This is a genomic window from Micromonospora sp. NPDC049903, assembly GCF_044460945.1.
Classification (GTDB): domain Bacteria; phylum Actinomycetota; class Actinomycetes; order Mycobacteriales; family Micromonosporaceae; genus Micromonospora.
This window is the reverse complement of sequence record NZ_JBITKL010000001.1, coordinates 803,603-816,838: the sequence shown is the minus strand read 5'-3', so window position 1 is coordinate 816,838 and position 13,236 is coordinate 803,603. Positions and strand designations below refer to the sequence as shown.

General features: G+C 72.7%; 10 protein-coding genes and 2 pseudogenes. 7 read left to right on the top strand and 5 right to left on the bottom strand.

Features of this window, described 5'->3' with window-relative positions:
- Window positions 1-7: 7 nt before the first annotated feature.
- Window positions 8-2,479, bottom strand: coding sequence for a helicase-associated domain-containing protein (locus ACIBO1_RS03385; RefSeq protein WP_396741041.1), 2,472 nt, complete (start codon window positions 2,477-2,479; stop codon window positions 8-10).
- Window positions 2,480-2,562: 83 nt separating this feature from the next.
- On the opposite strand from ACIBO1_RS03385, the gene ACIBO1_RS03380 reads away from it, so the two are divergent.
- Together ACIBO1_RS03380 and ACIBO1_RS03375 are read left to right on the top strand one after the other, a co-directional pair.
- On the top strand, window positions 2,563-3,186 hold the full coding sequence (locus ACIBO1_RS03380) for an HAD family hydrolase (protein WP_396741040.1): 624 nt from the start codon (window positions 2,563-2,565) through the stop codon (window positions 3,184-3,186).
- Window positions 3,187-3,214: 28 nt separating this feature from the next.
- Window positions 3,215-3,601 (top strand): cold shock domain-containing protein, encoded by a 387-nt coding sequence (locus ACIBO1_RS03375; protein WP_350700346.1) that lies wholly within the window; start codon window positions 3,215-3,217, stop codon window positions 3,599-3,601.
- On the opposite strand, the gene ACIBO1_RS03370 is transcribed toward ACIBO1_RS03375, so the two are convergent.
- Window positions 3,562-4,410: a 1,4-dihydroxy-6-naphthoate synthase gene (locus tag ACIBO1_RS03370; RefSeq protein ID WP_396741039.1), complete on the bottom strand. Its 849-nt coding sequence runs from the start codon at window positions 4,408-4,410 to the stop codon at window positions 3,562-3,564. The two genes, ACIBO1_RS03375 and ACIBO1_RS03370, sit on opposite strands and share 40 nt — an antisense overlap.
- A 698-nt stretch (window positions 4,411-5,108) precedes the next feature.
- On the opposite strand from ACIBO1_RS03370, the pseudogene ACIBO1_RS03365 reads away from it, so the two are divergent.
- Window positions 5,109-5,969: pseudogene (locus tag ACIBO1_RS03365) on the top strand (GNAT family N-acetyltransferase); the annotation flags it as partial.
- Window positions 5,970-6,209: 240 nt separating this feature from the next.
- Here the strand turns inward: ACIBO1_RS03365 and ACIBO1_RS03360 are convergent.
- Together ACIBO1_RS03360 and ACIBO1_RS03355 are read right to left on the bottom strand one after the other, a co-directional pair.
- Complete coding sequence (locus ACIBO1_RS03360) at window positions 6,210-6,860, bottom strand: futalosine hydrolase (RefSeq protein WP_396741038.1); 651 nt, start codon at window positions 6,858-6,860, stop codon at window positions 6,210-6,212.
- A 257-nt stretch (window positions 6,861-7,117) separates the two neighbouring features.
- Window positions 7,118-8,518 (bottom strand): annotated as a pseudogene (locus tag ACIBO1_RS03355) (MFS transporter); the annotation flags it as partial.
- An 87-nt stretch (window positions 8,519-8,605) separates the two neighbouring features.
- Here ACIBO1_RS03355 and ACIBO1_RS03350 point away from each other — a divergent pair.
- On the top strand, window positions 8,606-9,442 hold the full coding sequence (locus tag ACIBO1_RS03350; protein ID WP_396741037.1) for a DUF3027 domain-containing protein: 837 nt from the start codon (window positions 8,606-8,608) through the stop codon (window positions 9,440-9,442).
- A gap of 43 nt (window positions 9,443-9,485) precedes the next feature.
- Here the strand turns inward: ACIBO1_RS03350 and ACIBO1_RS03345 are convergent, their stop codons facing one another.
- The gene (locus tag ACIBO1_RS03345; protein ID WP_396741036.1) at window positions 9,486-9,728 is read right to left on the bottom strand and encodes a DUF2530 domain-containing protein; all 243 of its coding nucleotides are present in this window, start codon (window positions 9,726-9,728) and stop codon (window positions 9,486-9,488) included.
- An 86-nt stretch (window positions 9,729-9,814) separates the two neighbouring features.
- On the opposite strand from ACIBO1_RS03345, the gene ACIBO1_RS03340 reads away from it, so the two are divergent.
- The 3 genes from ACIBO1_RS03340 (at window position 9,815) to ACIBO1_RS03330 (ending at window position 13,223) form a co-directional block, all read left to right on the top strand.
- Entirely contained in the window at window positions 9,815-11,290 is a 1,476-nt protein-coding gene (locus ACIBO1_RS03340) for an NCS2 family permease (protein WP_396741035.1), read from the top strand.
- 129 nt (window positions 11,291-11,419) lie between these two features.
- Window positions 11,420-11,869: a MarR family transcriptional regulator gene (locus tag ACIBO1_RS03335; RefSeq protein ID WP_350700359.1), complete on the top strand. Its 450-nt coding sequence runs from the start codon at window positions 11,420-11,422 to the stop codon at window positions 11,867-11,869.
- 76 nt (window positions 11,870-11,945) lie between these two features.
- The gene (locus ACIBO1_RS03330) at window positions 11,946-13,223 is read left to right on the top strand and encodes an MFS transporter (RefSeq protein WP_396741034.1); all 1,278 of its coding nucleotides are present in this window, start codon (window positions 11,946-11,948) and stop codon (window positions 13,221-13,223) included.
- The last annotated feature ends 13 nt before the right edge of the window (window positions 13,224-13,236 follow it).

Sequence of the window (13,236 nt, the reverse complement as noted above, 5' to 3'; positions counted from 1 at the left end):
CGCCGGGTCACCTCTCCAGCACGGCTGCGGTGATCCGGTGCAGGGCGAAGGTGTGCAGCATCTCGGTGCGCTCGTCCTCGGCGCGCAGGTAGCCGGCGCCCAACGAGACGGGCCGGACCAGCCGGGACGCTGTCGCCCCGTGCGCGTCGACGTAGCCCACCCAGACCAGCGCCTTGTCGCGTACCGCCTGTTGCAGCACGGCCAGGGCCTCGCTGTGGCCGGTCGCCGGGGCGGGGCCGTCCGGCGTACCACCGCGCACCGCCGCCGGTGCCCGCCGGGCCGCCCGCGCCGCCGCGTCACCTCGACGGATCTGCTCCACCACACCCAGCAGGCGCGGCAGGGGCAGACGCGGGGTGGCCAGCGGATCGAGGGCCCGGGTGGCGACCGAGACCCGGGCGGGTGCCCGTCGGGCCTTCGGCCGGGTCAGCACCGCTGAGCCGGTGGCGTCCTCGGCCACCGGGGCGTAGCCCGCCTCCCGGAGTACGACAAGCATCCGCCCCGCCTGGTAAGGCGTCACCAGCACGGTGGGCGCGAGCCGACGCAGCGCCAACGCCTCCAGCCGCCGGTCCGCGAGCACCTCGGCCAGCAGCGCCTCGTCGTCGCTGCGCAGGTACGCCCCGGCGGAACCGACCCGCAGCCCGCCGTGCTTGCGGGCCACGTCGTCCACCAGGTACGTCAGGCCCTGCGGCACCGGGGTGCGGGACCGGCGCCGGAACAGGTCGTGCAGGTCGTCGGCGGAGTACCCGGCGTCGAGCGCCCGGCGGACGCTGGCGGTGGTGATCCGGTGCACGCTCGCCCCACCGGCGGACTCCGGTTCGGCGACCACCTCCAGTTCGGCGGCGAGCGCCGGCTCGGGCGGCCCCGGAACCACCACGGTCAGGTCGGCCTGCACCAGGAAGTGGTCCACCGGGGCGGGCAGCAGCGCGTCAAGTGCCCGCACGGCGGTACCCGTACCGTCCTCGGCGTCGGCCCGGAGCCCGAGCGGGTCGTCCGCGTCCCGGTCCTCGCTCGCGGTCGCCTCGGCCAGCAGCAGCCGCCCGTACGAGGTGAGTGCCCCCAGCCCTGTCACGCCCAGCGTGGCCGCCTCGGTCAGCACCTCCCGGTGCGCCGCCTCCCGCCCTCGACTGCGGCGCGGTGCCCGCCAGTCGAGCAGTGTCAACACCTCGTCGGCGGTGGGCGCGCTGGCCCGTTCCAGGTCGGCGAGTACGCCGAGCACCGCCCTGCGCGCGGCGGGCGCCCCGGCGCGTTCCGCCTCGGCGGAGAGCACCGTGATCGGGCGGTCCCGGTCGTCCCGCTGCCCGACTAGCCCGACCTGCCGGGTCATGGTCAGCCAGGCCCGGGCCACCTGCTCCCAGCGCTGGGCCAGTGAGCCGGCTCGCCACATCTCGTACCCGGCGGTGGGCATCACCTGCTGGTCGGCGCCGTATCGGCCGGCGGAGCCGGGCAGCTCCACCTCACCGGTCAGCCCGGCCGCGTACGCCACCTCCAGCAGCAGCGCGGCGGTCGGCTCGTCCAGGCCGGTGGCGCGGGCCAACCGGCGCAGGTCGCGTACGCCCAGGCCACCCGAGCGGAGCACCGGCGCGGGTTCGGCGGCCAACTGTTCCAGCAGCGCCTCGGTGTGGCGTACCACCTCCATGGTCTGCCCGGCTCCGGCGGAGTCGGCGGCCTTCGGCTCGCGTGGGGTGCTGGCGACCGCCGGTGGGCTGGTGCGCAGCGGACCGAGCGGCCCGGTGTCGCGGCGCAGCAGCAGCCCGACCTCCCGGGGCAGCTCGACCATGCCTGCGGTGCCGCCCTTGCCGCCGGCGACCCGCACCAGCAGCCGGTGGTCGATCAGCCAGCGGACCGGCGAACCGGTCGCCGCCCCGCCGTTGGTGTCGTCGGGCGGCAGGTCGTCGTCGGTGCCGACCGCCGGGGCCCGCAACGCGCCGGCCGGCACGCTGCCGACCGGTGGCCCGGCCGCCAGCCGGTCCAGGATCGCCCGCGCGGACGGCGGCGCGGAGAGCAGCGTGCGGCGCAGCTTCGCCGGGTCCGCGCAGAGTGCGGCCGTGCGCGGGTCCAGCTCGGTGACGGGTCGGCCGAGTCCCGCCGGGTACGGGGAGATCTCGTCGACGCCACCGACCAGGCGCAGCTCGTGGTCGGGGCCGTAGAGCAGGAAGAGGGCGCGCAGCCGGTCGACGGCGGCGCGGACGGCGGACGGTGCGGGCGGGTGCGGGCCGGTGGTGGCCATCGCGAGGACCCCGTCGACCGAGGTGGTGCCGTCGGCCGGGTCACGGGTCAACCGGGCGGCATCCAAGATCAGCAGGGTGAACTGGTCCAGCCCGTCCAGCGCGCGTGACACCGAGACCCGGGACTGGGCCCGGATGGCGAGGGCGGCGACGTCGGCGGGCACCGGCACGACGAGGTCGGGCCGCGCCTGGAGCAGCGCGGCGAGCGACTCGTCGGGCAGCGCCCGCAGGTGGTCGGCGAGTGAGGTGCTCATCGTCGTTCCACGCTAGCCCGGCCGGGGTCGCTCCCGCCCATCGGACGTCCCGGCTGGTCTGAGTGGCCGGGTAGCTTCGCAGCATGCGCCAACTGACGGTCGGTTTCGACCTCGACATGACCCTGGTCGACTCGCGTCCCGGCATCGCCGCCACCTACCGGGCGTTGACCGAGCGGACCGGCGTACCCGTCGACGCCGAGGTCGCCGTGTCGCGGCTGGGTCCGCCGCTGCGGACCGAGATCGCCCACTGGTTCCCGCCGGAGCGGATCGACGAGGGGGTGCACGCCTTCCGCGAGCTCTATCCCGCGTACGCGATCACGCCGACCGTGCCGCTGCCCGGCGCCGTCGCCGCCCTCGACGCGGTACGGCAGCGGGGCGGTCGTGTGCTGGTGGTCACCTCGAAGCTGGGCCGGCTGGCCCGACTGCACCTGGAACACCTGGGGCTGACGGTCGACGAGGTGGCCGGTGACCTGTTCGCCGAGGGGAAGGCGACGGCGTTGCGGGAGCACGCCGCGACCCACTACGTCGGTGATCACGTGGCCGACATGGTGGCGGCACAGGCGGCCGAGGTGCCCGGGATCGCGGTGGCGACGGGCCCGTGTTCGGCCGACGAACTGAGGGCCGCCGGGGCGGCGACCGTGCTGGCGGATCTCACCGGATTCCCGGCGGCGCTCGACGACATGATCCGGCTAGCCTTGAGGCAGTAGACGTCTCAAGCGAAGCAGGGGTTCTCAGGTGCCTACGGGTCGAGTGAAGTGGTACGACGCGGCCAAGGGATACGGGTTCGTCACCAGTGACGAGGGTGGCGACGTGTTCCTGCCGAAGACCGCGCTACCGGCGGGTGTCACCGACCTCAAGGGCGGCCAGCGGATCGACTTCAGCGTGGTGGACAGCCGACGGGGTGTGCAGGCCATGGGGGTGAAGCTGCTCGACGCCCCGCCCTCCGTGGCGGAGCTGCGGCGCCGACCCGCCGAGGAGCTGCACGGGCTGGTCGAGGACATGATCAAGGTGCTGGAGGCGAAGGTCCAGCCGGACCTGCGCCGGGGCCGATTCCCGGATCGCAAGACCGCCCAGAAGGTCGCTCAGTTGGTCCACGCGGTCGCCCGCGAGCTGGAGGTCTGAGGCACGAGCCCGGCGTCGGCGGCCCGGCCCAGCAGCGCCTCCACGGCAGCGAACCCCGCGTCCCCCAGGTCGGCGGTGAACTCGTTGACGTAGAGGCCGATGTGCCGGTCCACCACGTCGGGCTCCATCTCCTGCGCGTGCGCCACCACGTACGCCCGACTGGCCGCCGGGTCAGCCCAGGCCCGCTGGACGGAGTCCCAGATCCACCCGGCGGCCTGCTGCGGGTCGACCACACCGCGCCGGGCCAGGATCGCGCCGAGCGGGATCGGGAGTCCGGTGTCGGACTCCCACCACTCGCCGAGGTCGACCAGGGCGGTCAGCCCGTGGCGCGGGTAGGTGAATCGGGCCTCGTGGATCACCAGCCCGGCGTCGTACCGTCCGGCGGCCACGCCCGGCATGATCTCGTGGAACGGCACCACCTCGATGCGGCGCGGCGTCCGACCGGCGGCCCAGAGCCGGAACAGCAGGTACGCGGTGGTCCGGTCGCCCGGCACCGCCACCGTCGCGTCACTGAGGTCGGTCCGGTCCGGCCCACCGTCCCGGTCGGCCCGGGTGAGCACCAACGGCCCGCACCCGCGCCCCAGCGCACCTCCACAGGGCAGCAGGTGGTAGTCCGCCAGCAGCCAGGGCAACGCGGCATAGCTCACCTTGACCAGGTCGAACGCGCCGCGCTCGGCGGCCGTGTTGGTGACGTCGACGTCGGCGTACGTCACCTCGACCGGAGGTGCCCCGGGCACCTGCCCGTGCACCAGCGCGTGGAAGACGAACGTGTCGTTGGGGCAGGGCGAGATCGCCAGCGAGAGCGCCACCACCCCACCGTAACCCCGCCTCGACCGCCCGCCACCCGCCGGTACCGCCACCGTCAGCCAGCCCACACCCGCCCCCACGCTTTCGTCGCTGCTCCGGTCGGGCGTCACCAGTCGGTCTCACGCTGGGCCGGAGGACGTGGCGCGGGACTCGACGCGGGACCCGACGCAGGACCTGGCGTGTGGTCCCGAGAGTGGCCCAGTGCGGGGGCCCGGGAGTGGTCCGGGAGTGGTCCGGGAGTGGTCCGGGAGTGGTCCGGGGGCCGGCGCACTTGGCGACGTGACGACACAGTCGCCGGGCCTCGCTCGGCCCCGACACCTTGTCCACCACGGCCACTATCGAGCTGACTGCAGCGACGGATCGGACCTCGCCACCAAAGTGCACCTGCTTCGAAGTCGTGGGCGCGATAGCACCAACGGTTCAGCTCGATAGGCGGCTAGGAGGAGTACGGGAAGCCTGGTCCGTCGGAGCCAGAACACCTGCCGCCAGCAGTGCGGAAGCCTGCCCACAGAGTTATCCACAGGCGTTGTCCACAGGTTTGCCGTGCGGGTTGAGCTGGTCGCCCGGTTCGGTCAGCATCGATGGGAACGGGAGGCGGCGACGGCGCTTAGGCCGACAGGGCCAGCCCGGCACACCCGCAGGGCAGGAACGGTATGGGCGACAGCGACGGTGTGGGGATGACGCGGCATGGGGGACAGCGATGGCACGGGGGGACGACGCTGGTGGTGGCGAGCGGTTGGTCGACGTGGGTGCGATGTTGCGCGCGTTGCGTCGACGGGCCGACCTGAGCCAGCGGGAGCTGGCCGCGCTGTCCGGGGTGCCGCAGTCGACCGTGGCCCGGATCGAGTCGGGGCGGGGCGCTGACCCGCGCTTCCGGACCGTGCAGCGGCTCGTCCGCGCGGCAGGGAGCACGCTGGGCCTCGTCGAGGGCGACGCGATCGCGGCGGAGAAATCCATCGGGGCGGGAAAGGCCATTGCGGCGGGGGAAGCCCTCGCCACCGGGGACGCGAGCGCCACCGGGGACGCGAGCGCCACCGGGGACGCGTGCGCCAGCAGCGACAGCCCAGGCCCGGCAGGGGCGAGCGATGCGGCCTCCGACGACACCTGGCGGGACGCCGCAGGGCGTCGCTATCCGGCCCATCTCGACGCGCGGCGGGTACGCACGCTCAAGGACTGGCCGGGGGCCTGGTGGGCGAACTGGTACTCGTTGCCGCCCGAGCGGTGGCCGTTACGAGTGCCTGAGGTGACCTTCGACCTGAATCGGCGGTACCGGGACGAGCGGCGTCTGCGCGAGCGGTTGCTTGCCGAGGTGCGGATCCGTCGCGTCACCGACGGCGTGCCGGAGACGTGCTGGTGCCTGGTCGCCGAGCTGTCGGACGGTGATCTGGTCGGCGAGTTGCGTGCCCATGAGCGCAGCCTCGACCTGTTGTACGCCGAGGACCTGGGTGACCAGCGCGAGGTGGTGCTCGACGGAGTGCTGGTCGCTCCCGAGTTGCGGCGACTCGGCATCGGCCGGCGACTGGTGGGTCGGCTCGTCGAGGAGACGCGTCGGACGGGTCTGCGCGCGGTGCGCGCCACCGCGGAGTCGGGTGGAGTGCGGTTCCTGATGGCTTGCGGCTTCCGGATCGAGTCGAGCAGAGCCGTGTCGCTCCGTCTGGAACACCGGCGACCGCTGGAACCGAGGCCAGTCCGTCACCCCGGTGTGCAGCAACCCGCGCGGAAACGGGCTGGCGAGATCAGCGCGGGAGCGGCCGGAGCGGCGAGATCAGCGCGAGCGCGGGCGGCTAGCGCAGGGCGGTGGCTAGCGCAGCGCGGTGGCGGCGGCGGTGAGGGCGACGAGCGCCTCGCGCATCCGCCAGGCTCCGCGGTCGCGGGGACCGATCGGGTTGGAGACGGTACGCAGCTCCGCGAAGGGCACGCCGGCGTGGATGGCGGCGACGGCCACGCCGTACCCCTCCATGGCCTCGGCCACGGCGTCCGGGTGACGTCTGCTCAGCGCCTCGGTGCTGGCGGCGGTGCCGGTCACGGTGCTGACGGTCAGCACCGGCCCGACGGTGGCGTCCGGTAGCGCGGCGCGCAGGGCGGCCAACAGGGCGGGGTCGACGGCGACGGAGGTGCCGCCGCCGAGCAGTTCCGCCGGCATGCCGAGGTCGTCGAGGGGGATGAAGCCGTCGGGCGACTCGGCGCCCAGGTCGGCGGCGACGGCCCGAGTGCCGAGCACGGTGCCGCCGACCGGTACGCGGCCCGGGAAGCCTCCGGCCACGCCCGCGCTGACCACCCCTCGGTACGGCCGGCCGGCGCCCTCGGCGAGGGCGAGCAGACGGGCGGTCGCGGCCCCGGCGACGGCCGGTCCCACGCCGACCGGCACCACCGCCACGGCGGGGTCGGCGAGACCGGCCTGGATCGCCTCCGCCTCGGCTGGCACTGCGGTGACCACGAGCAGTCCGGTCACGGGACCGGTCCCGGTGAGCTGCGTCGGGTCTCGTCGTCGCTGCCGCCGGTGACCGCCGACGACGGGCGGTAGATGTGGAAGCCGGGCGGTGCCAGGTCGCTCTCGTCGGCCGTACCGCCCTGGTAGGGCGCTGGTGAGGTCGGGGCGGCCTCGGTGGCCTTCGCCTGCTCGGCGGCTTCGGCCTCCTCGGCCGCCTTCTTGTCCCGGGCGGCCTGCTCCGTGGCGGCCTGTTCGTCGGCGGCCCGTTCCTCGGTGGCCAACTCGTCGTCGGTCAGCGGTCGGCCGCGCAACCGTTCGGCCCGCAGCCGGCGGGCCATCACCACTCCGCGCATGGCGGCGAGCGTGCCGGCACCGGCGGCGACCGCGATGCCGATGCGGCCCTCGAAGGGTACGAGCCCCAGCCCGCCGCCGGCCACGAAGGCGAGCATCAGGGCCGTCTCGGAGTGCGCGAAGGAACTCGCCCGCAGTCGTTCCGGGATGCGTTCCTGGATCGAGGCGTCCACGGCCAACTTGGCGATGCCGCTCATCATGGCCGTGACCACGCAGAGCAGGGCCACCATCGGCAGGGAGAAGTTCAGGACGGTGAGTACGCCCACTCCGGCCACGATGATCATGCCGCTGGACTGGAGCGCGGCCGGCCGGTGGATGCGTAGTCGGGTGCCGATCGCGGTGGCCAGGAAGGTGCCGACGGCCAGGGCACCGCCGACCAGGCCGAGTGCTCCCTCGTCGCCCAGGTCGCGGCCGAACACGACGGTGGTCAGGTCGCCCGCCTTGATGGTGAAGGCGAGGAAGAGCAGCAGGAAGCCGTAGGTCGCGCGTAACGTGGCCGCGCCGACGAGGGTGGAGATCACCAGCCGTCCGGCGGGTCGGCCCCGGCCGAGTGGACGGTCACCAGTGCGGCGCAGCAGCGCGCGCAGCGGGCGGGGGACCCGTTCCGGTGGCTCGGAGTCGGCCTTCGGCGGCAGCCGGAGCGCCACCACCATGCCGACCAGGAAGATGACCGAGGCGACCCGGAGCGGCCACTGCGGCCCGAACCAGAACGCGGCCAGTCCGATCGGGGCGACGAGGGCACCGGCGACCGTGCCGTAGACGCTGGCGCGTGCGCCGACCTGGGACAGCCCGAGCCCTTCGGGCAGGAGTCTGGGCACGGCGGCGGACCGCGCCACGCCGTACGCCCGGGAGAGCGCGAGTACGCCGAACGCCGCCGGGTAGAGCCCGAATCCGTGGATGTAGTCGGAGATCAGCCAGGCCAGGAAGGCCCGACCCAGCATGGTCGTGGCCAACGCGTACCGCCGGCCGTGCCGGAAGTGGTCGAGCAGCGGGCCGACCACCGGGGCGAGCATGGCGAACGGGACCATGGTCACCAGCAGGTAGAGCGCGACCTTGCTACGCGCCTCGCCGAGCGGCACGTTGAAGAAGATCGTCCCGGCCAGGCCGATGGCGATCAGCGTGTCACCGGCGCAGGAGACGGCGTGCAGGTCGAACATGCGGACCATGCCGGTCTCGCCGCCGGCACCCCGGGACCGGGCCCGGGCGGCACTGCGCGTCACCCAGCGTCCGCTGCTCAGCGAGCCGCGCAGCAGCAGCCGGACTGCCCGGATTCCGGTGCCGACGGTCCGCCCGAGGAAGGACCTCTCGGGGCGGGAGGACAGCGGCATGGCACCCATCCTGAACCATCGAGCCGACACTTGGCGCGTCACCGCCGCAGAACACCTCTGGGGAGTGCCTCGCAGTCGGCCCCGCGCATGGGTGACAATGGTTGGGTGACCAGGCCCGCCTCCGCCCGCGCCGCTCGTCTCGACCAGGTATGCGCCGCCGCCGTCGAGGTGGCCCGCGCCGGCATCACCGAGGTGGATCCCGACGACGTCGGCGACCACCTGCAAGCCGTAGCTGAGGGTGACCGCCTCGTCACCCACTACTTCGAGTGCCGTCAGGCCGGTTACCGCGGTTGGCGGTGGGCGGTCACCGTCACCCGGGTGCCGCGCAGCCGGACCGTGACGATCTGCGAGACGGTGCTGCTGCCCGGGCCGGACGCGCTGCTCGCGCCCGGCTGGCTGCCCTGGCAGGAGCGGCTCAAGCCGGGCGATCTCGGCCCCGGTGACCTGCTGCCGACGCCGCCGGACGACGAGCGGCTCCAGCCCGGCTACCTGCTCTCCGACGACCCGGCGGTCGAGGAGACCGCGTGGGAGTTGGGGCTCGGTCGGCCTCGGGTGTTGTCGCGGGAGGGCCGGGCCGAGGCGGCGCAGCGCTGGTACGACGGCGACCATGGTCCGACGGCGCCCATCTCGACCGCCGCGCCCGCCGCCGCCCGGTGCGGCACCTGCGGCTTCTATCTGCCGCTCGCCGGCAACCTGCGGCTCTGCTTCGGTGTGTGCGGCAACTTCTACGCTCCGGACGACGGCCGGGTGGTCAGCGCCGACCACGGATGTGGTGCCCACTCGGAGACCCTGGTCGACGCCGAGACGCCGGTGGACGAGATGCCCACGGTGTACGACGACAGCGCGATGGAGCCGATGACGGTCAGCCGTGCGCCCGGGTCCGTGGAGTCCGGCGAGCCGGCGGAGCCGTACGGCCATTCCTGACCGGTAGGAGGCGGACCGCCCCGGCGACGCCCGGGCGGTTCGCTCAGCCGGCGGCGCGTCGTCGCCGGCGGTGGGCGTCGTGGCGCATCATCACCGCGAGACCGGGGAAGCCCCACAGAAAACCGGCCAGGCAGATCCACAGCCAGTTCTCGTGACCGCTGTCGATCAGCCGGTCCCGGAACAGCAGCAGCACCAGGCCGGCGACCGCCCAGGCTGCGATCCCGGCCAGCGCGAACGGCACCATCGGCGGGTCGAGCGGCTCGGGGCGGGGCTGCTGCTTCGGCACCCGGTCAGGGTACGTGACGCTTTTCCACCGCCTCGGGTTCTGCGACGATGCGCGCGACAACCCGATGATCTGCTGTGAGGTTCCTGATGGCAGTAGCGCCGCCCGACGAGGGCACCCCACTCGATCCCGGCCGTCCCCGCAACGGCTTCGATCGGTACTTCGAGATCTCGGCCCGCGGCTCGACGATGAGCCGTGAGGTACGCGGTGGCCTGGCGACCTTCTTCACGATGGCGTACATCGTGGTGCTCAACCCGCTCATCCTCGGCAGTGCCGTCGACGGCGACGGCAACACGCTGCCGATCCCGGCGATCGCGGCGGCCACCGCCCTGCTCGCCGGTCTGCTGACCATCCTGATGGGCGTGGTCGGCCGCTTCCCGCTGGCGGTGGCGGCCGGTCTCGGCGTCAACGCGCTGGTGGCGTACGAGATCGCTCCGGAGATGACCTGGGCCGACGCGATGGGCCTGGTGGTGATCGAGGGTGTGATCATCGCGGTGCTGGTGCTGACCGGGCTGCGTACCGCGGTGTTCCGCGCGGTGCCGACCCAGATGAAGACGGCGATCGGCGTCGGCATCGGACTGTTCCTGACCATCATCGGGTTGGTCGACTCCGGTTTCGTCCGGCGTCTCCCCGACGAGGCGAACACCACCGTGCCGGTCGGGCTGGGCATCGGCGGCAAGCTGGTCAGTTGGCCGATGCTGGTGTTCGTGGTCGGTCTGCTGCTGACCCTGGTGCTGGTGGTGCGCCGGGTACGCGGAGCCATCCTGATCGGCATCTTCGCCTCGACGCTGCTGGCGATGGTGGTCGAGGCGCTCGGCAACATCGGACCGTCCGTGGTCAACGGGGTGCCGAACCCGAAGGGCTGGTCGCTGAACGTCCCGACGCTGCCCAGCAACCCGTTCGACGTGCCGGACCTGTCGCTGCTCGGCAAGTTCAACGTGCTCGGGTCGTGGGAACGGGCCGGCTGGCTGGTCGTGCTGATGTTCATCTTCACGCTGTTGATCACCGACTTCTTCGACACGATGGGCACGATGGTGGCCGTCGGTCAGGAGGGCGGCATGCTCGACGACCAGGGCACCCCGCCCCGGACCAAGGAGATCCTGCTGGTCGACTCGATCGCCGCGGCCAGCGGTGGCGCGGCCAGCGTCTCCAGCAACACGTCGTTCGTCGAGAGTGCCGCCGGTGTGGCGGAGGGCGCCCGCACCGGCGTGGCCAACCTGGTCACCGGTGTGCTGTTCCTGCTGGCGATGTTCCTCGCGCCGCTGGTCGTGGTGGTGCCGTTCGAGGCGGCGTCGGTCGCGCTGGTGGTGGTCGGCTTCCTGATGATGACCGCGGTACGCACCATCGACTGGTCCGACCATGAGATCGCCATCCCGGCGTTCCTCACCATCGTGCTGATGCCGTTCACGTACTCCATCTCCAACGGCATCGGTGCCGGCCTCATCGCGTACGTGGTGATGAAGCTGGCCAAGGGCAAGGCCCGCGAGATCCACCCGCTGCTGTACGGGGTGGCGGCGCTGTTCGTGGTGTACTTCCTGCGCGGCCCGATCGAGTCGCTGTTCTGACACCGGCCCGGGCCGGGCGTGCGTGCCGCGCACAACGCGAGCGCACCCCGGCCCGGGATCGGTGATCACCCGGGTGAGCGTGGTCATATTCGCTGCCGACTCCGGGTCTCATTAGCTAGGCTAACTAACGTGACGGAGCGGACGGTGACGGCTCAGAGCATGCCACCGGCGCAGCTGGCCCATCAGCTGCGAGATGCGATCACCCGGCTCAACCGGCGGGTCCGCCAGGCCCGGCCGGTCGGTGACCTGACGGTCACCCAGTTGTCCGCGCTCACCAGCCTCAAGCTGGCGGGCGCGCTCACGCCGCGGGAACTCGCCGACGTCGAACGGGTGCAGCCACCGACGATGACCAAGATCGTCGCGAAGCTGGAGGAGCGCGGCCTCGTGCAGCGCACGCCCCACCCGACCGACGGCCGGCAGGTCATCCTCGCGACGACCGAGGGAGGCCGGGCCGTGCTCGACCAGTTCGAGCGGGTACGGGACGAATGGCTGGCCCACCGGCTGGCCGAGCTGAGCGATGCCGACCGGGAGACCCTGCACCACGCAGCGGAGATTCTGCAGCGAGTTTCCCGAGCCTGACACCGCACACCGGGTGTGCGCCGTGCCGTGACGTCCGTCGTTGATGACGCGTACGACGCGAGGAGGCGCACCAAGCGTGCAGGCGAGGCTCAGCACGATGTTCCAGTCCCTACAGGTCCGCAACTACCGGCTATTCGCCTCCGGGCAACTGGTCAAACTGATCGGTGTCTGGATGATGTTCATCGCCCAGGACTGGCTGGTTCTCGAGCTTTCCGGCGATTCGGCCACCGCGCTCGGCGTGGTCGTCGCCCTTCAGTTCACCCCGGTGCTCCTGCTCACGCTGATCTCCGGGCGGTTGGCCGACCGGTACGACAAGCGGATGCTCCTCTTCGTCGCCAATGCCTTCTGGACGGTGTTGTCGCTGGCGATGGCGCTGCTGGTGCTCACCGGTCTGGTCCAGCTCTGGCACGTCTTCGTCTTCGCCGCCCTGCTGGGCGTGGCCAACGCGGTGGAGACCCCGGTACGCCAGGCGTTCGTCTCCGAGCTGGTCGGCACCCCGTTGCTGCCGAACGCGCTCTCGCTCAACGCGGCCGTGTTCAACTCAGCCCGGATCGTCGGCCCGGCCGTCGCCGGTGTCGCCATCGCCCTCTTCGGCGTCGGTCCGGTCTTCCTGTTCACCGCGCTCAGCTCGATCGGCCCGCTGGTCACCGTGATCCAGATGCGTACCGCCGAGCTGCACCGGGAGCCGTTGCCGCCGCGCAACGAGCGGGCCGCGGCGACCGTGCTGGACGGACTGCGTTACGTCAGTCGGCGCGCCGACCTGGTGCTGCCGATGGTCGTGATGTCCGTGATCGGCATGTCGCTGTTCAACTTCCAGCTCACCCTCGCGGCACTGGCCAAGACCGTGTTCGAGACCGGGGCGGCCTCGTTCGGCCTGTTCAGCACCACACTCGCGGTGGGTGCGCTGGTGGGCGCGCTGGCCGGCACCGGGCGGCGCAGCCGTCCCTCGGTCTGGCTGGTGCTGGGTGCCGCCATCGCCTGTGCCGCCTTCGGGACGCTCGTCGGCCTCGCGCCCACGTACTGGATGGTCGTGGTGTTGCTGCTGCCGACCGGCTTCTTCATGGTCTATTTCGCCCAGGCGGCCAACCAGCGGGTCCAGCTCGGCACCGATGCGGCCTTCCGGGGCCGGGTGATGGCCCTGTGGGTGCTGGTGTTCCTGGGCACCAACCCGGTCGGTGCGCCGCTGATCGGCTGGATCGCGGAGACCTTCGGGGCCGGGGTCAGCATCTGGGCCGGCGGGCTGGTCTCCCTGGCCACCGCCCTGCTCGCGCTGGCCTGGCAGCTTCGCCGCGACGGTGCCCGGCTGCGGTTCCGGATCCTGCCGATGCCGCGCTTCTACGTCACCGAGGTCTGAGACCACGGTGCCG